The organism is Marinobacterium iners, assembly GCF_017310015.1.
Taxonomy (GTDB): Bacteria; Pseudomonadota; Gammaproteobacteria; order Pseudomonadales; family Balneatricaceae; genus Marinobacterium; species Marinobacterium iners.
On the sequence record NZ_CP022297.1, the window covers coordinates 3,751,374 to 3,774,272 of the forward strand.

18 protein-coding genes, 2 pseudogenes and 1 riboswitch are annotated in these 22,899 nt (G+C 58.2%); of the genes and pseudogenes, 1 reads left to right on the top strand and 19 read right to left on the bottom strand.

Going from position 1 to position 22,899, the window contains the following annotated elements; genetic code table 11:
* Window positions 1-6: 6 nt before the first annotated feature.
* From CFI10_RS17630 to CFI10_RS17655, 6 genes and pseudogenes are all read right to left on the bottom strand, one after another.
* Window positions 7-1,392 carry an ethanolamine ammonia-lyase subunit EutB gene (locus CFI10_RS17630; RefSeq protein WP_206837120.1) on the bottom strand — a complete coding sequence of 462 codons (1,386 nt, stop codon included), beginning with the start codon at window positions 1,390-1,392 and terminating at the stop codon, window positions 7-9.
* A 5-nt stretch (window positions 1,393-1,397) separates the two neighbouring features.
* Window positions 1,398-2,732 carry an aspartate aminotransferase family protein gene (locus CFI10_RS17635; protein ID WP_206837123.1) on the bottom strand — a complete coding sequence of 445 codons (1,335 nt, stop codon included), beginning with the start codon at window positions 2,730-2,732 and terminating at the stop codon, window positions 1,398-1,400.
* Window positions 2,733-2,749: 17 nt separating this feature from the next.
* Window positions 2,750-3,448, bottom strand: coding sequence for a phosphotransferase enzyme family protein (locus CFI10_RS17640; protein WP_341868556.1), 699 nt, complete (start codon window positions 3,446-3,448; stop codon window positions 2,750-2,752).
* A 144-nt stretch (window positions 3,449-3,592) separates the two neighbouring features.
* Window positions 3,593-4,036 (bottom strand): annotated as a pseudogene (locus tag CFI10_RS17645) (transposase); the annotation flags it as partial.
* A 91-nt stretch (window positions 4,037-4,127) separates the two neighbouring features.
* Window positions 4,128-5,624, bottom strand: coding sequence for a group II intron reverse transcriptase/maturase (gene ltrA / locus CFI10_RS17650; protein WP_206837128.1), 1,497 nt, complete (start codon window positions 5,622-5,624; stop codon window positions 4,128-4,130).
* A 607-nt stretch (window positions 5,625-6,231) separates the two neighbouring features.
* Window positions 6,232-6,759, bottom strand: a pseudogene (locus CFI10_RS17655) (IS5 family transposase); the annotation flags it as partial.
* An 80-nt stretch (window positions 6,760-6,839) separates the two neighbouring features.
* Between CFI10_RS17655 and CFI10_RS17660 the strand changes: the two are divergent.
* Window positions 6,840-7,157, top strand: coding sequence for a cupin domain-containing protein (locus CFI10_RS17660; protein ID WP_242530046.1), 318 nt, complete (start codon window positions 6,840-6,842; stop codon window positions 7,155-7,157).
* Between the two features lie 36 nt (window positions 7,158-7,193).
* Here CFI10_RS17660 and CFI10_RS17665 read toward each other — a convergent pair whose 3' ends face one another.
* The 13 genes from CFI10_RS17665 to CFI10_RS17725 all read right to left on the bottom strand — a co-directional run bounded on the left by CFI10_RS17665 (window position 7,194) and on the right by CFI10_RS17725 (window position 22,753).
* Window positions 7,194-8,474 (bottom strand): sensor domain-containing diguanylate cyclase, encoded by a 1,281-nt coding sequence (locus CFI10_RS17665; protein WP_206837131.1) that lies wholly within the window; start codon window positions 8,472-8,474, stop codon window positions 7,194-7,196.
* The gene (locus CFI10_RS17670; RefSeq protein WP_242530047.1) at window positions 8,461-11,037 is read right to left on the bottom strand and encodes an EAL domain-containing protein; all 2,577 of its coding nucleotides are present in this window, start codon (window positions 11,035-11,037) and stop codon (window positions 8,461-8,463) included. Before CFI10_RS17670 ends, CFI10_RS17665 begins: the two co-directional genes overlap by 14 nt.
* A 56-nt stretch (window positions 11,038-11,093) precedes the next feature.
* Window positions 11,094-11,843, bottom strand: a complete 750-nt coding sequence (gene cobS, locus CFI10_RS17675; protein WP_206837134.1) for an adenosylcobinamide-GDP ribazoletransferase — start codon at window positions 11,841-11,843, stop codon at window positions 11,094-11,096.
* The gene (locus CFI10_RS17680) at window positions 11,840-12,394 is read right to left on the bottom strand and encodes a histidine phosphatase family protein (RefSeq protein ID WP_206837138.1); all 555 of its coding nucleotides are present in this window, start codon (window positions 12,392-12,394) and stop codon (window positions 11,840-11,842) included. Before CFI10_RS17680 ends, cobS begins: the two co-directional genes overlap by 4 nt.
* The gene (gene cobT / locus CFI10_RS17685) at window positions 12,391-13,440 is read right to left on the bottom strand and encodes a nicotinate-nucleotide--dimethylbenzimidazole phosphoribosyltransferase (RefSeq protein ID WP_206837141.1); all 1,050 of its coding nucleotides are present in this window, start codon (window positions 13,438-13,440) and stop codon (window positions 12,391-12,393) included. The genes CFI10_RS17680 and cobT overlap by 4 nt, the downstream gene beginning before the upstream one ends.
* Window positions 13,437-13,964, bottom strand: coding sequence for a bifunctional adenosylcobinamide kinase/adenosylcobinamide-phosphate guanylyltransferase (gene cobU / locus CFI10_RS17690; RefSeq protein ID WP_206837144.1), 528 nt, complete (start codon window positions 13,962-13,964; stop codon window positions 13,437-13,439). The genes cobT and cobU overlap by 4 nt, the downstream gene beginning before the upstream one ends.
* Before the next feature lie 59 nt (window positions 13,965-14,023).
* On the bottom strand, window positions 14,024-15,010 hold the full coding sequence (locus CFI10_RS17695; RefSeq protein ID WP_206837147.1) for a patatin-like phospholipase family protein: 987 nt from the start codon (window positions 15,008-15,010) through the stop codon (window positions 14,024-14,026).
* A 98-nt stretch (window positions 15,011-15,108) separates the two neighbouring features.
* Entirely contained in the window at window positions 15,109-15,666 is a 558-nt protein-coding gene (locus tag CFI10_RS17700; RefSeq protein ID WP_091827709.1) for an ATP:cob(I)alamin adenosyltransferase, read from the bottom strand.
* Window positions 15,663-16,406: an ABC transporter ATP-binding protein gene (locus CFI10_RS17705; RefSeq protein ID WP_091827710.1), complete on the bottom strand. Its 744-nt coding sequence runs from the start codon at window positions 16,404-16,406 to the stop codon at window positions 15,663-15,665. Before CFI10_RS17705 ends, CFI10_RS17700 begins: the two co-directional genes overlap by 4 nt.
* Window positions 16,397-17,371, bottom strand: coding sequence for a FecCD family ABC transporter permease (locus tag CFI10_RS17710; RefSeq protein ID WP_206837150.1), 975 nt, complete (start codon window positions 17,369-17,371; stop codon window positions 16,397-16,399). The genes CFI10_RS17705 and CFI10_RS17710 overlap by 10 nt, the downstream gene beginning before the upstream one ends.
* Window positions 17,368-18,165: an ABC transporter substrate-binding protein gene (locus tag CFI10_RS17715; RefSeq protein ID WP_242530048.1), complete on the bottom strand. Its 798-nt coding sequence runs from the start codon at window positions 18,163-18,165 to the stop codon at window positions 17,368-17,370. Before CFI10_RS17715 ends, CFI10_RS17710 begins: the two co-directional genes overlap by 4 nt.
* A 13-nt stretch (window positions 18,166-18,178) precedes the next feature.
* The gene (locus CFI10_RS17720; RefSeq protein WP_206837153.1) at window positions 18,179-20,056 is read right to left on the bottom strand and encodes a TonB-dependent receptor domain-containing protein; all 1,878 of its coding nucleotides are present in this window, start codon (window positions 20,054-20,056) and stop codon (window positions 18,179-18,181) included.
* A 22-nt stretch (window positions 20,057-20,078) separates the two neighbouring features.
* A riboswitch (cobalamin riboswitch) is annotated at window positions 20,079-20,309 on the bottom strand.
* 272 nt (window positions 20,310-20,581) lie between these two features.
* Window positions 20,582-22,753, bottom strand: a complete 2,172-nt coding sequence (locus tag CFI10_RS17725; protein ID WP_206837156.1) for a TonB-dependent receptor family protein — start codon at window positions 22,751-22,753, stop codon at window positions 20,582-20,584.
* Window positions 22,754-22,899: the final 146 nt, after the last annotated feature.

Below are 22,899 nucleotides of genomic sequence, written 5' to 3' on the forward strand. Positions count from 1 at the left end.
GCCTCCTTACAACCTGTCCTGAAGATGGGCAAAGGGCGGCGGCAGCGTCGAACCACTGGCCAGCCGATTGTCCTTACCGAAAATACCCATCTTCTCCAGCCAAGCGGCAAACTCAGGTGCCGGCGGCTTGTTCAGTACCTCACGCACGTAGAGGGCGTCGTGAAACGAGGTGGTCTGATAGTTGAGCATGATGTCATCGGAACCGGGAATGCCCATGATGAAGTTGATCCCGGCCACGCCCAGCTGGGTCAGCAGCATGTCCATGTCATCCTGATCCGCTTCGGCGTGGTTGGTGTAGCAGATATCACAGCCCATCGGCAGGCCCAGCAGCTTGCCGCAGAAGTGGTCCTCCAGCCCGGCACGGATGATCTGCTTGCCGTCGTACAGGTACTCGGGGCCGATAAAGCCGACCACGGTATTCACCAGCAACGGATCGAAACGGCGTGCCACGGCATAGGCGCGGGTCTCGCAGGTTTGCTGATCGACGCCGTGATGTGCGTTGGCCGACAGCGCGCTGCCCTGACCGGTCTCGAAGTACATGACGTTCTGGCCCACCGTACCACGCCCCAGCTCCAGCGCCGCCTTGTGCGCCTCGTCCAGAATCGACAGGTTGATGCCGAAACTGTCGTTGGCCGCCTGAGTACCGGCGATCGACTGGAATACCAGATCCACCGGCGCGCCCCGATTGATCGCCTCCAGGTGGGTGGTGACATGGGTCAGCACGCAGGACTGGGTCGGAATTTCGTAGCGCTGGATCACGTCGTCGAGCAAGTGCATCAGCCGGGTCACTGCATGGTAGTTGTCGGTGGCCGGGTTGATGCCGATCACCGCATCGCCATTGGCATAGAGCAGGCCATCCAGCACGCTGGCGGCAACGCCGGCCGGGTCATCGGTGGGGTGGTTGGGCTGCAGCCGCGTGGACATCCTGCCGCTCAGACCGATGGTGTTGCGAAAGCGGGTGACCACTTCAGTTTTCTGCGCTACCAGAATCAGGTCCTGTATTCGCATGATCTTGGACACGGCGGCCACCATCTCCGGCGTCAGCCCCGGCGCAAGTGCGCTCAGGCTCTCGCGGCTGGCATGATCGGACAACAGCCAGTCACGGAAGTCGCCCACCGTCAGATGCGCCACCGGCGTGAAGGCGGCAGCATCATGCGTATCGAAAATCAGCCGGGTGACTTCATCCTGTTCATAGGGGATCAGCGCCTCGTGCAGGAACTGTTTCAGCGGCACCTCGGCCAGGCAGCGCTGCGCCGCCACCCGCTCGGTGGCGTTCTCCGCCGCGATGCCCGCCAGGCAATCGCCGGAGCGCAGCGGCGTCGCCTTTGCCATCAGGGTTTTCAGGTCCAGGAAACAGTATCGAGTCTGGCCAATATCGACGTGATAGTTCATGCTATTTACCCCGCCGTTGCCCTGATCGACTGTTCAAGCCGATCCAGAAACAGGTCCGCTTCAGCCCGTGCAATACAGAGCGGCGGACGGATTTTCAGCGTGCTACCGGTCTTGCCTGCGGCACCGATCAACACACCGTTACGCTTGAGGGCATTGATGACCGCCGTGGTCCGGGCCGCATCCGGCGCGCCATCCCGGGCCGGGTTGCACAGGTCAAGGCCGATGAACAGACCCGCACCCCGCACCGCAGCCACCTCATCAAAGGTAGACTGCAGTCCCTCAAGCTGCTGCTTCAGGTAATCACCCTGCTGACGGGCATTGGCGATCAGTGCTTCCTCTGCCAGTACATCCAGCACCGCCATACCGGCAGCCACCGCAACGGTCGAGCCGCCGAAAGTGTTGAAGTAGCCCACATCCTCATTGAGGGCAGCCAACAGCTCTTCCCGCGCTGCCAGCCCTGCCATCGGGAAGCCGTTCCCCATCGGTTTGCCCATGGTGACCACGTCCGGCGTAATCTGATGACGTTCAAAGCCCCACATGCTATGGCCGGTGCGACCGAAACCGGGTTGTACCTCATCGGCAATCAACAGCATGCCCTTGGCCTGGAGCCATTCCACCGCCGGCTTGAGGAAGCCGGGCGGGTCAGCAAAGATGCCGTCGCTGGAGAAGATCGAATCCACCAGCAGCGCGGCACAGCCGTACCCCAGCGCATCCAGACGCGCCACACCAGCACGCACCTGATCGGCAAACCAGCCGGAAGGGTCGGCCTGCTCAGGCATCTGCGAAATCGGGATGATATGTACATGCTCGGGCAGCGAGCCTTTCTTGAAGGATGAGGGCGACACCTCGGTCACGGCTGAGGTGTTGCCGTGGTAGGCCGCCTCGGTAACGATGATGCCCTGATGCCCGGTCCACTGACGTGCCAGACGCAGGGCCATATCGTTGCCTTCACTGCCGGTACACATCATCACCAGACGGTTCAAAGGTGGTGGCAGCGTGGCCAGCAGACGCTCTGCATATCGGTGTAGGCCTTCATGCAGATAACGGGTGTGTACATTCAGCGTGCCCATCTGCTCGGCCACCGCCTGCACCACTCTTGGGTGACAATGCCCAACAGAGGGTACATTGTTGTACACATCCAGATAGCGCTGCCCCTGATCGTCAAACAGCCAGACCCCTTCGCCCCGAACAATGTGCAAGGGTTCCTCATAGAACAGCATTGAGGTGGGGCCAACGGTTTCCAGACGCTTGCGCACCAACGCCCCGATTCGCTCATCGGCCTGCTGAAGACGGTCGAAACTGAACGCATTCTGATCCAGAATTCCACGGATATCGCTCACGGTAATGTCTCCTCGCTTCAGCCATTATTCTGTAGATACTGCCGGGCCAGCTGGGCTGTCCCTTCGATGTAACCATCAATCAAGCCCTGTGCCGCCTCGCTGTCGGCATGCGAGGCCAGCCAGGCACTGAGCATGATGCGCCGGATCATGACGAAGGTGTCCAGCATCGCGTCATCCGCCGCGGTAAATTCGGCGATCGAGCGATAACCCTGTACCCAGGCCTTGCGCAGCTGCGGGATGATCGAGTCCAGCTCGTAGAAGCTGATCGCGGCTGCAAAGTCATAGGCATACCAGCAGAAGCCGCTGTCATCGAAGTCAATGATCGACAGTCGGTCTCCGTCCACCAGCAGGTTGGCCAGACGCAGATCCGCATGCACCAGCCCATAGCGATCAGCGCTCTGCCCATAGTCCATAATTGCCTGCTCAATGTGCCCGATCGCTTGATTAATCAGGGCTTCATCACCCGACGTCAGCCCCGGGGCATCACGCCAGTCGCCCCACAGGCCGTCAGGGGCGATCATGGTGTCCAGATTCCAGCGCTTGCGCACGAACCAATCCGGCGGCTGCCAGTCTCGGCTGTGCTGATGTAGTCTGGCCGTCACCGCCCCCAGCTTCTCGAACCAGTGGGGCAGACTCTGCCCGACATCGGGCTCGGCCCCCTTCACATGCTCAAAGCCCACGGCAAAAAAGTCGCGCCCTTCGGCATTCAGGCTGATAACCGAGCTGCCGTTCTGGGGAAGCTACGAATAAGTCCGATCCAAGGCTCTGAAATGTCGTTATCACTGCCTCAGCGGCGGAAATTCAATACTTTTAACCCTTTTTAACCAGCTGCAACCACCTTTTCAGGCAGTGCAGACGGATTAACCCTGTGCCCTCAGCATCTGGTCCACCCGCACAACATTGGCCAGTGCGAACAGCATGGCCAGCTTGCTGTCGTTTTTCTTCAGGCCACGGTAGCGGGCTTTTACAAAACCAAACTGGCACTTGATGATCCGGAACGGATGCTCAACTTTCGCACGGATACTGGCTTTCAGATACTCGGTGCGGATTCTGACCTTATTGATCCGAGGGTGTTTTTTCAGTGTCTTCAGCTTCCCTGGCTGTTCTGCGATGTACCAGTCCGCACTGACATCTTTCAGCTCGTCTCGCTTTTCGGCGCCCCTGTAACCCGCATCAGCAAAGATGAATGCTTCTTCACCGTGTAGCAGTTGATCAGCCTGATTAAGGTCGTGCTCATTGGCCGCAGTTGTCGTGAAACTGTGCGTGATGCCGGTGCGGGCATCAACCCCGATGTGAGCCTTCAGTCGGGTAAGGACAGTGTGTTACCACACCATCCTCCCCTAAGAACCGTACGTGAGAGTCACCCCTCATACGGCTCAAGCCTTTCAACAGCTATTAGTAAAACCGAGCATCACTACGGAACGATCGTTGGCGGCGCTCTAGGTAAACGGCCCACGCCGGGTCAAAGGGGTTTACGGCGCTGCGTATTTTGATGTGACGAACGATAGGAACGGACGCGGCTGAAAAGAGCCGCAATCGTTGGCTGATGCCATTAACCTTCTCATCTGATGCAAACACCCAGTGGTTTGCCCCCTCGATGTGGAAATATTTTTGCTTAATCCACTTCGCACCCTTCATGGCGTGCCGGCGTACAGCCCATCGCCATAGAACCCGCCAAACCTGATGGTCAACCCATGCATATCGGGCCTTTGACACAACGTGGCGGTGATACATCGCCCATCCCCGGATAATGGGGTTGAGGGTTAGAATCAGATTCGCCTGTGTCGCTGCCTTATTGCCATTCACCACTTGCCGGACTCTATCCATGAGCGCTTTCACGCTTTTGCGGGCCGGTGTGATGAGCAGCTTACCCGAATATTTACGGACATTTTGACCCAGGAAGTCAAAACCTTCTGAGATATGCGTGATTTGGGTCTTCTCGTTTGAGAGTTCAAGACCTCGCTCTGCCAGGAATGCTTCGATTGCGGGGCGTACCCGGTGTTGCAGAAGGTCTTTGGAGACACCTGTCACGATGAAGTCATCTGCATACCTCACGACGTGAACTTTGAACGGTCGTCGAGTGCGGTCCGTTGAAGCCACGCTCAGATTGATCACCTGTTCTAAGCCATCCAGCGTCAAGTTCGCTAATACCGGGGAGATGATGCCGCCTTGTGGCGTACCAGCTTCGGTTGCGAAGAAGGTTCCTTCCTCTACATACCCCGCTTCAAGCCATTTGCGCAGAATGACTTTGTCCATAGCAATGTTTCTGACTAACCAATCATGACTGATATTATCGAAACAGCCTCGAATATCAGCCTCCAACACCCATTGGGCGGAGGTGTGTTTAGCAAGCGCATTGAAACAATGTGCTACGGCGTCTGCTGTTGAGCGGTTTGGCCTGAATCCATAGGAGTTCGGGTCTGCAAGGGTCTCTGCAACCGGTTCTAAAGCAAGCTTCCACAAGGCCTGCATTGCTCTGTCCCGCATTGTTGGTATCCCAAGCGGACGTTTCTTTCCGTTGCTCTTAGGTATGTAGATACGTCTCAGCGGTTGCGGACGGTAGCCGCGATGCTTCAACGCCTGTGCTCCTTTTAGTTTGGCGGCGGGTGTCGACCAGATTTTGCCGTCGACCCCCGGTGTTCGTTTACCTCGATTTTCCGTCACTCGTTTTACAGCAAGCATTTTGCTGCAATAGGAACGAGTCAGCAGGCGCTGCAAGGCTTTAACCTTGCCCCATCTGCCTTCTAGTGTTGCCTTAGCGATACGCACTTGGAGTCGCTTCACATCCTCCTCGATCTGGTGCCAGTTCGCCCGGAGCCAAACCTTGTCGGTGAGCGAAGGTGCACCAGTATCAGACCTGAACGTTTTCACGCTGATTGTCGATACCGTCATCTGCTTTCCCTCGTTAAACGATTATTCAAGTTATCTCGCCATGAAAGACCTCGTGGAAGTCAGCTCGCTTTCGCGCCGGATGATATTTCAACCCGTATTCCCTCGATTACAGAGAGACCTTCGCTTTTTCCACATTCCTTTACCCGCAGCACCGACAGTGTTCCTCGCGGTTCACCTGCCGATTACGGCAGCGCTACGGGCTTACCCTGTTCCACCTGTATTTCAGAGCGGGTCGGACCTCTCAATTTCGCCGGCGGCATCGTGTTCACGACGAGCTATCGGTAAGAGCTCGTGCCTATCCGCACACCTTTTGGTTCAAGCCTGTCAGCATCTTTGGCTTGTCTGGCATGACGACGTTTATAAGAGATTCACGTATGTTGGCCGTAGCCGCTCGTCCCTAGCGCCTTCCCACCTCGATGCTGGCAGATTATGTCTTGCCTCACGGTTTGACATACCGACTGAATCGGTGGCTACGTTGTCCCCGAAGCTTCGCACAGTGCCGTTACCAGCTCCGCACGTTCGGGTAGGGAACGGTTGGTGAAACAACCGGTTTCATCAGGAGTTTCCCCCTGCAAAACAGAAATACAGGCGACTTTCAGGTCGCACTCCCGAAGTGCCATTGATTCCCTTTTTTGGTCTGGTGCATCTCGGGATCGCGTTCGCCCGTTTTGTTCTTGGTGGAGCTGGGAGCTTCGATAATGGTGGCATCGACCAGTGAGCCCTCTTTCAATAGGACTCCGGCTTCAGACAGCCATTGGTTTACCTCTTCAAAAATCTGTCGAGCCAGACCGTGGCGCTCCAAAAGATGACGGAAGTTCAGGATAGTGGTGTGATCCGGGATGGCCTTATCCAGTGACAATCGAGCAAACAGTCGCATGGACGCAATCTCATACAACGCGTCTTCCATGGCTGGATCACTGAGGTTATACCACTGCTGCATGCAGTGAATACGAAGCATGGTGGATAAAGGATATGGCCGGCGGCCATTACCGGCTTTGGGATAGTAGGGCTCGATCACGGCTTCGAGACGCACCCACGGGATCAGCTTGTCCATTCGGCCAAGGAACTTTTCCTTACGGGTCTGACGGCGCTTGTTGCTGAACTCGCTGTCCGCGAATGTAAGTTGCTGATCCATCTCTGCGTCCTCAATCGTGTGCAGCGGGCATTATCCCATGCAGTAGACTTATTCGCAGCTTCCCCAAGGCAGGTGAAGGGATGGAGGTGGTGCGCCGCGGGACCGAGAAGGGCCATACTTACCAGCTGCTCAGCTACCACCGCGGCAAGAAGAAAAGCTACGAGCCGTTTCTGATCACCATGGATGATGCCAGCGAGGTGTTCCCGACCTTTTCTCACCCCGGTCAGGAGTTCATCTACCTGCTGCAGGGACAGATTCGCTACCGGCACGGCAACCATCTGTACGACATGGAGCCCGGGGATGCGCTTTCATTCGATGCAGAGATTCCCCACGGGCCTGAAGAGTTGCTGGAAGTTCCGATCCAGCTGTTGTCGATCATTCATTATGATGACCAGTAGATGTAAGCCTGCCGTTTTCGGATCAAGACTCTCAGCCTATCCTTCTACCCGGTTTCGCCCGGATGATTTGGCACGATACATGGCGCGGTCTGCGGCCCCCACCAGCTGACGGATACTGTTACCGTTTTCCGGAAAACCACTGATGCCCGCGCTGAAGGTCAGTTCCAGCGACTTCCCCCCTTGGGTAACAAAGGGTACGGCATTGAAGTGTTTCAGCAGGCGTTGCATCATGCCGTGAGCGGAGCTGCGATCCATCCCCGGGAACAGCAGCAGAAACTCTTCGCCTCCCCAGCGGAACAGCCACTCATCAGCGCGCAGGCTGCGGCGCAGTTCATCGGCCACATGTCGAATGGCCCGATCACCTTCCAGATGACCATAATCGTCATTGAGCGGCTTGAAGTGGTCGATGTCGAGCATCACCACTTGCAGGGACTGATTGTCGCGTCGGCAGTCACGCAGAAAACGTTCAAACAGCTCATACCCCGTGCGCCGATTATAGAGCCCTGTCAGCTCATCTCGCTGGGATCGCTCGAGCAGCTCGGCGGCATAATGCTCGGACTCTGTGATATCCAGCACAAGGCCGATCATGCGTTGCGGACGACCGTCCAGATCGCGCTGTGCCACCATCCCTCGGTCATGTACCCAGAGATAGTGTCCGTCACGGCTGCGCAGGCGGTATTTGGCCTCATAGCGCGACGACTTGCCCTGCAGATGATCCTGCAGCAGCGTGATAACGCGCTCCAGGTCTTCCTGATGTACTGAGTTGCGCCATGTATCCAGAGTGGGTGAGCTGATCTCGTTCGGACCATAGCCCAGCATGCGGAACCACTGCGGACTCAGAAAGAGGCTATGGTCCTGCAGGTTCCAGTCCCACAGGCCGTCACTGGACTCATTCAGCAACAGCGCACGAATCAGCTCATCATCCGTCAGGTGTTCGCGATGTCGGTGGTGCTCGCTCAGGTCACGTGCCACCGAGACCAGATAGCCACGTCCCTTATATTCCAGATAGTCTGTGACCACCTCAACCGGGAAATCGGTGCCATCCTTGCGCACATGCCGCCCCATGAAGGTGTAATTGCCCGCAGCGATAATGGCAGCCGATATTTCACGCCACTGGTTGGGGCCGGTCACATCCTGATTCAGACTCAGTACGCTCTGGTCAATCAGCTCCTCTGGGCTCATGCCCAACGCTCGACAGCCCGCCTCATTGGCCGCAAGTATCGATGAGCTGTCGGGGTCAATCACATAAATCGCATCACTCACACCATGAAACAGACGTGTGAAAAATGCATCCTGCAACGGGTTACCTCTGTCCATGTATACTGCGCTCCAGCTCCTGTGCCGAGCCCGGTCGGCTGTACAGGTAGCCCTGAAAACCCTGGCAACCCGACGTCACAAGTGCCTGTCTTTGTTCATTCGTTTCGACCCCTTCTGCCACAACGGACAGATCCAGGCTTTGGCCCAGCGCCACAATGGTACGGATAATGGCGGCATCGTTGGGATCCGTCATCAGGTCACGCACAAAGCTTTGATCAATTTTCAATTTATCCAGCGGCAGGCGCTTGAGATAACTCATGGAGGAATAGCCGGTGCCAAAATCATCAAGGGCGAAATGAACGCCTCGCTGGCGAAGTACCTGCATTTTGTCGATGGTCTGCTCTATGCTCTGCACCAGCATGCTTTCGGTCAGCTCCAACTCAAGCGCACATGCATCGGCCCCGGTTTGATCCAGAATCGAACATACTTCGGCGACAAACCCCTCATCCTGCATCTGACGGGCACTGATATTCACGGCGATACGAACGTTCGCAAGCACAGGATGCTGTTGCCAGGCGACAAGCTGTTCACAGGCGGTCCGCAGGATCCAACGCCCGAGTGGCAGAATCAAACCGCTGGTTTCGGCAACCGGAATGAAATCGGCCGGCGAGACCATGCCCTGCGCGGGATGCTGCCAGCGGACCAGCGCTTCCATTCCGATCAATTTGCCCTCCAGGTTGAACTGGGGCTGATACCAGAGTCGGAATTCATCCTGTTCCAGCCCGCGGCGCAGGCCGGCTTCCAGCTCGGCTCTGAGCCGCACCTGCGCCTGCATGGAAGGATCGAAAAAGCTGAATCCGCTGCGCCCGGCGCTTTTGGCTGCATACATGGCCAACTCTGCCTTTTTGATCAGTTCACGAATATCACCGGGCGCATCGGAGAACATGGCCACGCCGATACTTGCGGTTCCGGTATGGGTGTTGCCATCACTCAGCTCAAAGGGTTCACTCAGCGCCAGCAATGTCGTGTTTACATGCTGTTCCACCTGAATCAAAGCACGATCACGGAAGGGGCTGAGCCCTTCCAGCAGCAGAATGAATTCATCTCCGCCGAAACGGGCCTGCATGAAATGTTCCAGCGGCAACTGATTCAGCCGTGCCGCCACAGCCTGCAACAACTGGTCACCCACCTCATGGCCCTGATCATCGTTCAGGTCACGGAAGTTATCCAGGTCGATAAACAGGATCGCCCCTTCCTGACCATTGGGCTCTGCCGCCATAAGTGCCACCTTGAGCCGCTCCTGCAGCTGGCGCCGGTTGGGCAACCCGGTCAGCGGGTCAAAATGAGACAACTGGTGCAACTGCTGCTGATGCTTGCGCTGTTCAGTGATATCGGTGGATACGCCACACAACCCGCGCACCCTTCCCTTGGCATCACACAGCGGCATTTTGACCGTCATCAGCACACGGGGCTCGGTTGAGTTGACCGGCGTGATCACTTCCTCAACCACCACTCGCTTGCCCTGTTCAATCACCTGTCGATCGGCCTGGCGGATATCCTGCAAGGTGTCCTGGTCGAAGAAATCGGCGTCGCTGGCCCCGGTTAACTGCTCTTCAGTGCGACCCAGGAAACTGCACAGCGCAGCATTTACATACTCGTAACGGTAGTCCCTGCCCTTGTGGTAAATAAATGCCTGAATATTGGACAGGATGTCATTCAAGTGCGCTTCGTTTGCCTCAAGGGCACGGGTACGTGCCCGTACCTGTCGCTGCAGCAGCCAGACAAAGGCCAGCGCCAGCAACAGCAGCAGGGCAGAAACCGACAGTCCCCACACCAGAGCAGGAGGCACCAGTGCCGCTGGGGTTTCGCCACCCCAGCGTTTCATCAAGTTGTAGTAGGGGGAGTTCGCATCATCACGCCAACGTTGCAGCCAGTAGTCGATTCGTGACTGCAACTCATACCCTTTCCCGAGTGGAGCCGCGTAGTAAAGCCGACTGGGCTGAAACACGATAGAGGTCGGGATGATGCCGTATTCAGCTGCGTGATAGTTGCCGTACAGATGGTTGCTGACCGCCAGGTCCACATAGCCCTGCTGCAACTCCTGTAACGTTTCCTGCAGGGTGCTCACCGGCATGATGCGAGGACTGATATCAAATCCGTCCATCAACTGCTGCAGGTATTCATGCTGGACACCATCGGCCAGAATCGCGACCCGCTTCCGATCCAGATCCAGTGGCGAATGGATATTGCTGCCGGGCCGGCTGAACAGCTGAGACCAGCTGTGCAACGCCGGTACCTGATGAAAGTCGTAAAGCTCCTGCCGCGCCGGGCTGCTGGCCACATCCGGCATCAGGTCAATATCGCCCTGTGACAACAAGCTCAGGCAACGCTGCCATTCACACTGTACCGGTTCCAGTTGCCAACCTTCACGTTCAGCTATTGCCTGCAGCAAGTCGCCCAACAGCCCACTGGGCCGACCATCAGCTGCCGGCATGATTTTGGGTTCATTTTCATACACGCCTACCCGCACGACTCTGTCGGGTGTCGCCATACAGGCGCTGGACAGCGTCACAGCCAACAGCATCACGTACCGCAGCATCGGAGTGGACAAGGGTTTTCTCACTGCATCTTCCCTGCTTACTTGGGGGACCTCTACAAGACTATACGCCAGAGCATTAATTAACCACCAGTGTCGCTCTGGATAATCACGGCCAGCACCAGCAACAGGGTTTCGATCAACTCGATCGAGGCTCCGGCGGTGTCACCGGTGGTGCCACCCAGACGGCGCAGCATCAGCCATCTCAGCCCCGCACCGACAAGCAACAGGTATAGTGGCAACCACAGGCTGAACAGGCCCGACAGCAGTATTACGACAGCACACACCCAAAATGCATGCCGACGCTGCAACAGGGGCAGCATTTCACACGCGATACCGTCGGGTCGGGCATAGGGGGTGGTGACCAGCAGCAACAGCGCAGCACCACGACCCGCTACAGGGGCCAGCAGCAGAGGCCACAACGTGGCCGTACTTAACAGAGCGGCGAGCGCACTCCACTTCAGCAGTAACACCAGTATCAGCACCAGCGCTCCACTGGCCCCCAGGTGAGAATCTTTCATGATTTCAAGAGTACGCTCTCGGCTGCCCAGTCCGCCCATCCAGCCATCGGCACTGTCAGCCAGCCCGTCCAGATGCAGCCCTCCGGTCAGCCCGGCCCAAACCAGCAATAGCAGTGCCGCGCTCAGCCCGGTCGGTACCCCCTGCAAAACAGTACCCAGCAGCAGCAAACACAGCCCGATCAACCCGCCCACCAGCGGGTAAAACAGCAGAGCCCGCGCCTGAGTTCGCTCATCGGGCGGTACAGCCAAACGCACCGGAATCAGGGTCAGAAACTGCAGCGCACAGAGTAACGCCTGCCACCCAGTTTTCATTGGCGTGCATCTTGCAGCCGATGCAAACTGCCATGCGCTACCGGAAAACTGAACATTTCACTGACCGGAAGCCCGTTGAGAATACAGTGCAAGGCACGAATGACACCGCCGTGACAGATCAGCAGCACGGCACTGGAATGTTCCTGCTGAAGTTGATCCACCAGAGCTTCAAGACGAACAAAAAAATCGGCCAGTGATTCGGCCTGTGGCGGTGGACAGTGCCAGGGATCCTGCCAGAAGCGACCCAGTGCAGCCGGATCGGTTGCGTGAATGTGGGCCGCCGTGTGCCCGTCCCACTGGCCAAAATCGTATTCTCTCAAGCGAGCGTCAGTCACAAAGCCATCAGAGCCGGCCCACTGCTCGGCAAAAGCAGAACAGCGCTGCAGAGGTGAGCTGAAAACCCCCTCATAATCCTCAGGCCTTACCCCTTCCAAACCTGCGTGCATCTGCTGCCAGCCCCTATCGGTCAGGGCCGCATCCGTACGGCCCAGAAAGCACTGACCGGCCTCGGTTTCACCATGACGCAGCAGATCTATTCTGAATACGCTCAACTCGGTTTCTCCGACACTGCCGCTTCAGCGAAGGTTGCCATACCGGCATGCAGTTCACAGGCCATACGCAACAGTGGCACTGCCGTGGCGGCGCCACTGCCCTCACCCAGGCGCAACCCCAGATCCAGCAGGGGCGGTGATGGCAATGCAGGCCTCAAATGTCTGTATCCCGGCTCTGCCGAATGATGGGAAAAAATCAGCCAGTCAGCGACAGCCGGGTTGATCCGGCAGGCCAAAAGAGCTGCAACCGTGCAGATGAAACCGTCCACCAGTGCTGCAAGACCTTCCTGAGCGCAGGCAACGTAAGCCCCTGTCAACGCTGCAATTTCAAACCCGCCCAGCGAGGCCAACATGGTCATTGGCTCTTGCGTGTCTCCGTTGTTGTGGCCATGACGCAGCAGAGCCTGTTCTATGATTCGGCACTTGTGCGCCATGCCCATCGAATCAAGCCCGGTGCCCGGGCCCACCAGCTCCGCCACCGGCTTTTCCAGCAGCATCGCCGCCAGTGCCGTGGCCGCCGTTGTATTGCCAATGCCCATTTCGCCGCCAATGAACAGTTCGGCCGGGGTGTGCAGCACCGCTTCTCGTCCTGCCGCCAGCGCCTGCTGCAACTGTACTGCCGTCATCGCAGGCTCATGCAGCAGATTGCCGCTCTGCGCTGCAATCACGCGGGGCTCAACCGCCGGCAAAGGCTCAAGCTCCACCACGGTACCCAGATTCCAGACTCGCAGCTCGGCCCCCAGTACCCGGGCCGCCACACTGATGGCAGCTCCGCCACGGGAGAAGTTGCGAATCATCTCAGCGGTGACCGCCTGTGGATAAGCGGACACGCCTTCGACTGCAACACCATGGTCGGCCGCAAATACGGCGATGCTGACCCGTTGCAGTTGCGGACAGGCTTTGCCCTGCATCCCGGCCAATCGAATCGCCAGCTGTTCCAGCTGGCCCAGCGAGCCTGCCGGTTTGGTCAGCTGTTGCTGGCGTGCCTGTGCCGCCGCAACAGCCTGGGTGTCAATCGGCTTGATCGCATGGGTTATCCAGCTCATGCAGACACCTCCAGTCCCGCCCCCTTCAGTCGCATCGGTATCCCCGCCACCATCAACAGGGCCTGATCAGCCAGCGCGGCCACGGACTGATTCAGCCAGCCGGCTTCGTCAGTGAAACGACGGTTCAACTCCCCCATGGGGACAATACCCATGCCGGTTTCATTACTGACCAGAATGATGTCGCCACGGGCATTGCGCAGGGCCGCACAGAGCGCTTCCCGTTCGGCGTGCATTTCAGCCTTGGCCAGCAACTGGTTGGTAACCCAAAGGGTCAGACAGTCGATCAACAGACAGCGGTGAGGCGCCTGGTGTGACAGAATCGCGTCCGTCAGCTGCAACGGCTCCTCAATGGTTGTCCAGTGATGGGGACGATCATCGCGGTGGCGGTTGATGCGTTCTTGCATCTCGCGGTCTTGCGCCTGTGCAGTGGCAATATAGATCACCTCAAGGCCCGAGGCCTGTGCCAACTGCTCCGCCTGCCGACTTTTGCCGGAACGAGCGCCTCCGAGAATCAATCTGATCATCTGCCTTGTATCTGCCTGTATTGCCGATAAAAAAGAGATTGTACCTGCCGCAGCGGGCGTCAGAGAAATTCGGCTTCAATATCGCAGCTGCTGCTACGCCCCAGCGCCGAGCGGTTTTGCTGCAGCCAGCGGTCCATCTGCGCCTGACCACGCTGCATCAGCTCAAGCAGAAAATCAGGCCGCACATCCAGCTTGCTGCTTCGGTGCAGCTGACTCAAGCCCTCATCAGGCCCCAACACGTGCAGCCGCATCTGCCGTATCCGGCGCTCAGGCCGCCCCAACCGCCAGGGCGAGCGACGTGCCCGCTGATGCATGGCCGCCAGCGCCCGCATCTCGCGCATGAAGGTGGTCTGAAACCCCAGTTCAGCCACCCGGTCGGCAATGGCCTGGGCACTGACCGGCGGTGCAGCCGGCTGCTGCGGGTGCAGTAACAGCAGAAGCAGATCGCGTGCTTTGCAGTCGAACAGCAGCGGGTACACCACCGGGTTGCCGGCAAAGCCACCATCCCAGTAATGCGCGCCCTCAATCTCCACCGCCTGATAGAGCGCCGGCAGGCAGGCGGACGCCAGCAGGTGCTCAGTGCTCAGTTCGTGTTCACGAAACAGTTTCAGTTTGGCGGTTTCGACCTCGGTGGCGGCAATGAACAATTGAAAGGGCGCATCACGCCTCAGCCGATCAAAATCGACCAGATCATTCAGCAGGTCTCGCAGTGGATTGATATCAAACGGGTTCAGGTCATAGGGGGAGAGGTGCCGGGTCACCCCACTCCACCAGGTTGGCCAGTGACGGCTCCATCCCGCCGGGTCAAAGCTGTCGGGCAACATCAATCGGTGCCAGAACTCCGACAACAATGCGCGCGCACCCGCCGCGCCGCCCTGCTGCCAGCCCGCCGTCAGCATCACGGCGTTCATGGCGCCTGCACTGGTACCGCTGATGCCGTCAAAGCGGATGTCATCTTCCTGCAGCAGACGATCCAGCATCCCCCAGGTGAAGGCACCGTGAGCCCCTCCCCCCTGCAACGCCAGATTCAGTTTCACTTCAGACATGCGCAGCCCCTTGTATTGTGCACTGCAACAAGCATCGGTTCAGACTGTTCTGGTGTCAATGCCAATAACACCGGAAAACAGCCCAGGCTTCGGTCACTCTATACCTGACCGGATGCCGGTTTCACCGGCCCGTAACTGAGGCTGGCAAACGCCGTCTCCGCTTCGCCCCGGCGCTGGTTGATCACCAGTGTCAGGGTAAAACTGAAGTTGCACAACAGGTTCAAAAAGCGCGGCAGAATATCCGCCACCTCCCGCCCCTCTTCACTAACGCGCACGAGCGCCCGAATCGCTTTTTTACAGTTGGAGCGCACGATATGCAGTTGAGGCACCGGTGCTGAGCCCCGAGGCAACACAAACCCCTGTGGTGGCGTAACCAGCTGTTGGCGAAAGTGCTGCAGTCTCGACTTGAGCCAGACGAGGTCAGCCTCCTTTAGGGCCAGCCGGCCGCGAATTGAGCCGTTGGCGTGCAACACCAGCGGCTGCAGCTGTTCAAGATCCTGGCGCAGGTCATCCCACTCATTCGGCAGCGCCGCCAGTACCGCCCCAATCTGGGCACAAAGTTCGTCGGTCAGCAGTTCATAATCACACAGCCAGGAGGTTTCATGGATGAAGGGGTAACAGAGTTCATCCAGATCGCGGCTGTTGGCAATGCTCATATGGGTTCTCTCCCCTGCATGCGCAGCAGTGGCACTGCGGCGCTGAAATCAATTTCGGCCTCGACCCGGAACACCTGACGCAGATTTTCCGTCGTCAGTACCGCCTGTGGCGTACCCACGGCAATGACACGACCAGCGTCCATCAATACCAGCCGGTCACACCACGCCGCCGCCAGTGACAAATCATGCAGCGACAGGATCACGGCACGTTCTCGACTGGTGTAGTTGCGGAGCAGTTTCAGCACCTGCTGCTGATAATACAGATCCAGACTGGCCAAAGGCTCGTCGGCCAGAATAACGCGCGGCTCCCCTGCCAGCAGTCGTGCCAGCCAGACCCGTGCCTGCTCGCCGCCGGAGAGCTGATCCACCGGTACGTTCAGCCATTCGTCTACGCCGGTACTGCGTGCCGCCTGATCAATAATCTGCGCTGACTCATCCCCCCAAGGCAGACGCCCCAGCGCGATCACATCACGCACACTCAAGGTCCAGGCCGCCATGGATCGCTGTGGCAGAAACGCGATCTTGCGCGCCCGTTCCAGCGGTTCAAACGTGCTCAGGTTATTGCCTTCGAAACTGATCACGCCGGAACAGGGCTGGATGCCGGCCAGTGACTCCAGCAGAGAGGATTTGCCGGCACCATTGGGGCCAATAATGCCCAGCAGCTCGCCCGGTTGTAGATCCAGACTGACCGATACCAGACGCTGTGCCAGCGACAGAGCTTCTACCCGAATCAGATCCATCGTCGGCGCTCCTTCCATACCAGCCAGATGAACAGGGGGGCGCCGATCAGAGAGGTCAGCACCCCCAGTTTCAGCTCCTGCCCCGGCGGCAGCAGACGCACCACGATATCCGCCAGACACACCAGCACCGCACCCAGCAGGGCCGAGGGCAACAGCACTCTGTCGGGCCGGTGTTGCACCCAGGGCCGCACCAGATGCGGCACAATCAAGCCGACAAAACCGATGGCTCCCGCCACGGCTACCGAGGTGCCCACCAACAACGCAGCGCCCAGCACAATCAGGCGGCTTCCGCGCCGGGGGGACAACCCCATGCTCTGTGCCACCTGTTCGCCCAGACTGAGTCCCAGCAGCAGACGCCGCTGACTGCAGATCAGACCGCCACCGACCAGCAATGCGGGCAGCAGCAACCAGAGATGATCCAGCCCGCGCTCGGACACCGAGCCCAGCAGCCAGAACACCAGCTCCTGCATGGCGAAAGGGTTGGGGGCAAAATTGAGCACCGCTGCCAGCAGCGCGCCGGTCAGCGTCGAGATGGCCAGCCCCGCCATGATCACCATCGCCTGCCCGGCGGGGCCTGCCAGCAGCAGCATGATCAGCAGCGCCAATCCTGCGCCCACCAGCCCCGCCAGTGCCGGTGCCGCCACACCCAGTGCCGGAAACAGACCAAAATAGAACACGCAGGCTGCACCCAGTGCCGCCCCCTGACTGGCGCCGGTCAGCCCCGGATCTGCCAGCGGGTTGCGCAGCAGCCCCTGCAACGCAGCGCCACTGAGCCCCAGCGAAGCACCGACCAACAGTGCCAACAGGGTGCGTGGCAGGCGAATTTCACCGCTGACAATGGCATCAATGCTCTGCACCCCTCGTGCCCAGTCGAGCAGGCCCGTCAAAGGTGCTATATCGGTGCTGCCGGTGGCCAGTGACAGCAGCGCCGTCAGCAGCACCAGCAACGCCAGTATCCCGTTCATTGCACTCGCTTCCGTTTCAATTGTTCGATCAGCTCCCAGGTCCAGGGGCCGGGACACTGCCAGCGCCAGTAGTCGGTGCTCAGCCATCCCTCCTGGGTGACAACCTGCTGCAGGGCCGGATGCTCAGCAAACCGGCTCGCCAGTGATGGACTCGCCGGAGCCGACCAGAGAATCGCATCAGGCGGATCGGCTACCAACTGCTCTAGATCAAGGCGGACATAACCGGCATCACGCAGATAGTTGTGCCAACCCGCCTGACGCAGAATCTGGTCTTCAAAGGTACCTGCGCCCGTACCGATGCCGTTGGCGCCCAGCAGCAACAGCCGAGGCGCATCACCCGCTGGCTGCGCAGGTGCTGGAGCCGGTCGTGCCCGCGAGGGCGGCTGGCCTATAAGCTCAAGAAACTGACGCTCATAGACCTCGATTTCAGCAAGGCTGGTCGGCAGGGACAGGTCCACCACCGGAAGGGACAGCGCCCCAAGACGGCGACGCAACAGCAATGCGTTGTACTCACCCACCAGAATCAGGTCTGGCTGCAATTGATAAATCTGCTCCAGCGAGCCATCGTGCAGCGGCCAGTCAGGCATATCAAAAGGCAGCTGATAGCGCCGATGAGTTGGCGACAAGGCGGCAACCTGCTCAGGTTTTGCATGCAACGCCAACAGCCAGTCCATGCACAGATCCAGCGACAGGATGCGCTGGGGGGCTGACTGGGCACTGGCGCTGGCAAGCAGCAGCCCCAGCAACAGAGACCGCCCGAAGCCCCGCAAGCAGCGGAGCATCAGGCCAGACATGCCGTTTCCAGAATCAGAGTGCAGGTGTCCATGTCAGTGACAACAATGCTGTGCGTCCTGTTTCACGATAGGGGTGATAGGTTGAGGGCCAGCCCACACCGTACAGCGCGGTGGCGTACTCTTTATCGAACAGGTTATCAACTTTCAGCTTGAGCGCCAGTTCAGGGTTCAGCTGCCAGCGGCTGCGCAGATTCACCAGTCCATAGCCGGCGATTTCACGCGTATTGGCGGCATCATCCCAGCGGCTGTCGGCCAGCTGCCAGCTGCCGCCCACAGACAGATCTCCGAACGTGCGATCCAGGTCCAGGCTCAGGCTGCGCTTGGCACGCCGGGCCAGAGTCTTGCCGGTATCCCGATCAACAGGGTCGACCAGCTCCAGCGCCAATGCGGTCTGCCAGCCGAACAGTTCGTGCTGCAGGCGTGCCTCGAAACCATTGATACGTGCAGTGCCAATATTCTGCGGAGTGAAGGTCGAATCCAGCGTAATCGCATTATCGATATCGGTACGATAGATAGACGCCTGCAGCTCGGTGCTCTGCCCCAGTCGGCTGCGCCACTGCAGCTCATAACTCTTTGAGGTTTCGGGCTGCAGGGCAGGATTGTCATAGCCCGGGTAGTACAGATCCACGAACGTGGGTGCCCTGAAGCCTTCGCTGTAGGAGACGATCAAATCGTTGTCTTGATTGAGTCGCCAGGTCAGTGCCGCACTCAGCGTATTTTCACTGCCGTACAGTTCGTTATCGTCATGCCGTAGGCCAACTTCGGTACTGAAGCGTGCATGATCATAGCGGTGCTGAACGAACGCCGCCCGATTCCAGCGGCTGGTTTCAGCGAAGCTGTCATTGCCGTTTAGACGCTCCTTATGTCCATCGAAACCAACCAATAACTGCTGTGCCGGGGTCAGCTGCAGGGTGTTGAGCCAGGCCAGGCTGTCACGATAGGTATTGAAGGCATCACTGCCGGCGTGATCGTCAAATCGCGTCCAGCTGCGGTTTTCTGCATGGCCCAATTCCAGACGGCTGTGCCACAGCTCACTGACCTGCAGATTGGCATAAACGGACGCGGTGCTCAGCTGGAAATCATTATAGGGATAGTCACCGCCCCAGCTCAGATCGAATTCGCTTTCGCCCCGCTGATCCAGCAGACTGACGCCGGCGTCAAACCGGTCGCTGAAACGGTGGTTGAGGTTGAAGCTGGCAGCCGTATTGCGATAGGCATCACGGTCACTGTCCGGGCCGGTGGCTTCATAAGTGCGGTTAATGCCATTGGTCTCGTCATTACTGAGGCTCAGGTTGAAACGCGTATCAGCATTGCCACCTGACAGCCCGAGGCTGCGCTCCCAGGTTTGCTCTGTACCGTAGCCCAGATGTACACGGGCACGCAGGCCATCTCCTTCCCCACGACGGGTGAAGATCTGAACCACACCGCCAATGGCATCTGCCCCGTAAATGGCGGAACGGGCCCCTCGCAACACTTCGATGCGTTCGATCTGATCAACCGACAGTGCTTCCAGCGCGGCACTGCCGCTGTCGGCGCCGTTGATACGCACACCATCAATCAGTACCAGGCTCTGGGATGATTTTGTGCCACGGATGTACAGGCTGGTCATACTGCCGCGACCGCCGGATTGGGTCATCTGTACGCCGGGTACCCGATCAAGCAGCTCAACAACGGTTGAAGGCTGCAGGCGTTCAATGTCCGCACGAGTGAACACTTGGGTAGCGGCAGTTGTGTTCTGCTGCAGCTGTGGCTGGCGGGAAGAGGTCACCACGATGGTGGAGAGTTTCAGCTGCTCATCAAGCGAGGTTTCAGCAGCAAAGGCAATACTGGGCGCGAGCGTAATGGCCAGCGCCAACGTGGAACGTTTCGGCATGGGAAAGACCTTTCTCATGTGTGCCACCCGCACACTGATGGATGAATGATCACTTCTGGCCGGTCTCCGGGCTCAGGCGTCAGACTGTGCAGTCAGGAGGGATGACACCTTCCCATATCGGATCGATACAGTGGCCTGTCGTCATCGCCTCACGCCTCTACCGTTGCGGGGGCAGCGTCGGCATTGCATCGACTTTCATAAAACGATGCGCACCAACTTCCCGTTTAAGTCCTGAACAGCTGTTCAGTACACCGGAAGCAAGCCGCGGATAATAGGCACTCAGGAGGAAGAGGTCAAACGGAGGCTGTTCAAGTGAAGTTGAACGAAAACGAACAAAAAAAATGCCGCTTCCCCCGGGGAGATGGAGGAAGCGGCGCCAATCACCTTCGGCACACATCTGCAGTGCCTACAGTGAGCTAGACCTGTCAATGAACGAGAGTAATCTTAAATATAATCATTCTTATTTGCAACAAAAAATTAAGCCAATAGTGAAAAAACCGCCAACCCCGGGGAAACAGAGTTGGCGGCTGAAGGCTCAAGGGGCTAAAACTCGTAGCGAATACCGGCAAAGAACTGACGCTGACGCCCCGCCACCTTGCCATCCACCCGGCTGACCAGATATTCGCGATCGGTCAGGTTGTACACACTGCCGAACAGGGTGATATCGCTGCCGGGCTTTGTGTAGTTGATGGAAGCGTTCCAGAGGCTGTAGCCGTCAATCATGCCCTCTTGACCATTGGCACTTTCGACACGCGTGTTCTCGCCATCCACAAACTGTCGGCTGATGTAGTCCACACCGATGCGGGTATCCAACCCGTATGGGTTTTCGTAACCCAGGCTGAGTGAGGCCATGTGACGGGGGGCATACGGCATGCGGTTACCCGCTGCAATATTCTCCGACGGTACGGCCTTGCTGAACTCGGCCTTGAACAGGTTGGTATAGGAACCCGTTAAATAGACGTTGTGAGCACTGTCATAGAAGGTGCCGAAATCGATTCGGCCCGCCAACTCGATACCTGCCTGCTCCGACTCACCGGCATTGAAGAAACGGCCGCTGTCCTGAATTACGATCTCCTGGAAATCGGTATAGAACAGCGTTCCCGCCAGGGAGACACCATCGAAGTAGTCACTGCGCAAACCCAGTTCCCAGTTGGTGCTTTTTTCGGGGCTGGTTTTGGACAGCACCACACCATCACCCACCTCTCCCAAATCACGATCAGGGCGCGGAGGGGCAATACCGCGGTGTACACCGGCAAAAACGGTTGTGTTGTCGATGCCATTCCAGGCGATACCGAAGCCTGGCAGAACATCGGTTGAACGGTTGGTCTGACGAATGTCCTGCGGGTCGCCTTCCGCCCAGACCACATCGGTCTTGATGCTCAGATCCTCGATTCGAACACCGGGAGTAAAGGACCAGTCACCGAGGTGGAACGTGTTTTGGGCGAAGTAGGAGATCGCTTCGACATCGATGCGAATATCTTCACGCAGATAGTCCGTGCCAAAGGACTTGAGCCAGTCCAGATCGCGAGCACGCGGGTCACCATCACGGAACTGACGACGACGAATGTCCTCTTCGTGGTACCGAACGCCGACGACAGCATCACTGTCGAGGCCAAACAGGGTGTGATTGAAGTCCAAACGGGATTCAATACCCCAGTATTCATAGTCACGGGGACGGTGACGTCCGCCACAGGCGTCTGCGTTGGCAGCGGTCGCCGCCGTGCCACAGCGATCCAACTCTGAATAGGCAGTACCGTCAATAATGTAGCTGCCATCGCCCGGCTCATTGACCTGCCGGAAAGACGAGCGATAGGCATCCGCATAATAGGCTTGGGTATTGAGCGTGGCACTGTCGTTGATATCAAAGATGTGCTTCAGCTGCACACTGTCGCGCTGATGCTCGAAACGGTCATGATCGGAGGTGGGTGCCTGAAATTTGTCCTGAGCGTACTCCAGCTGCCCCAGGCCGGTTTCGGTAATGGCCGAATCTTCTTCAAAGCGACTGACCTTGGCAATCAGCGTTTGCCGATCCGTCAGGTTGAGCTGCCCCTTGATGGAAAATTCGGTGACATCAAAGTCATGCCCACGACGAACGCCATCACCCTGCTTCTGCAGTGCATCAATCATGATACCGCCGGTGTCATTTCCGTAGCCCAGGCGCGTATGCGCACCTCGGAACCCCTGATTACCGGCGTCCATAGTGACAGCGCCTTCAAAGCCATCGGTCGGCACCGGGCGTGTCACGAAGTTGATCATGCCACCCACGGTTTGTGGCCCGTGCAGTATCTGCCCCGAGCCTTTTACCACCTCGATGCGCTCAACTCTGTCCAGCGGGGTCGAGTAGTGTGCTGATGGGTCGCCATAAGGGCCCAGAAACAGCGGCATGCCATCTTCCATCAACAGGGTGCGGGAAGTACGGCGGGGGTTGAGGCCACGCACCCCGATGTTGAGCGCCAGGCCATAGCTGTCTTCATCAACCGCATTGATACCGGGGACGGTTTTCAGTGCTTCCTTCACGGTAAACGGCCGACGACGTTCAAGGTCACGCTCGTCCACAATATCAAATGAACCGGGAACCGCTTCCAGTCGGTCGGGCAAAATGCCGGTAACCGTCAGTGTGTTTATGCTGTCCACCTGCTCCGCCTGCAAGGCGAATGGGACCAGCATCAGCGAAGAGGCGATGGCACTGCTGAGCAGTTTCTTGCGAAAAAACATGGGTCACTCCTGTTGCCGAGAGGACAGCCTCTGCCAATGAGAGGGCTGGCAAAATTGTTGCAGCAGTATGTGATGAGCAACAAAACGCTGTCGTCGGCAACAGGTAGCGGTACTGGCGTACTTTGGTACTACGCCCGCAACAGAGC

Coding starts and splice junctions, on each gene's coding strand:
- cobU (WP_206837144.1), bottom strand. CDS start 13,964: ATGATCAGATTGATTCTCGGAGGCGCTCGTTCCGGCAAAAGTCGGCAG.
- CFI10_RS17715 (WP_242530048.1), bottom strand. CDS start 18,165: ATGTCTGGCCTGATGCTCCGCTGCTTGCGGGGCTTCGGGCGGTCTCTG.
- CFI10_RS17710 (WP_206837150.1), bottom strand. CDS start 17,371: ATGAACGGGATACTGGCGTTGCTGGTGCTGCTGACGGCGCTGCTGTCA.
- cobT (WP_206837141.1), bottom strand. CDS start 13,440: ATGAGCTGGATAACCCATGCGATCAAGCCGATTGACACCCAGGCTGTT.
- cobS (WP_206837134.1), bottom strand. CDS start 11,843: ATGAAAACTGGGTGGCAGGCGTTACTCTGTGCGCTGCAGTTTCTGACC.
- CFI10_RS17725 (WP_206837156.1), bottom strand. CDS start 22,753: ATGTTTTTTCGCAAGAAACTGCTCAGCAGTGCCATCGCCTCTTCGCTG.
- CFI10_RS17695 (WP_206837147.1), bottom strand. CDS start 15,010: ATGTCTGAAGTGAAACTGAATCTGGCGTTGCAGGGGGGAGGGGCTCAC.
- CFI10_RS17705 (WP_091827710.1), bottom strand. CDS start 16,406: ATGGATCTGATTCGGGTAGAAGCTCTGTCGCTGGCACAGCGTCTGGTA.
- CFI10_RS17720 (WP_206837153.1), bottom strand. CDS start 20,056: ATGAGAAAGGTCTTTCCCATGCCGAAACGTTCCACGTTGGCGCTGGCC.
- CFI10_RS17660 (WP_242530046.1), top strand. CDS start 6,840: ATGGAGGTGGTGCGCCGCGGGACCGAGAAGGGCCATACTTACCAGCTG.
- CFI10_RS17700 (WP_091827709.1), bottom strand. CDS start 15,666: ATGAGCATTGCCAACAGCCGCGATCTGGATGAACTCTGTTACCCCTTC.
- ltrA (WP_206837128.1), bottom strand. CDS start 5,624: ATGACGGTATCGACAATCAGCGTGAAAACGTTCAGGTCTGATACTGGT.
- CFI10_RS17665 (WP_206837131.1), bottom strand. CDS start 8,474: ATGGACAGAGGTAACCCGTTGCAGGATGCATTTTTCACACGTCTGTTT.
- CFI10_RS17630 (WP_206837120.1), bottom strand. CDS start 1,392: ATGAACTATCACGTCGATATTGGCCAGACTCGATACTGTTTCCTGGAC.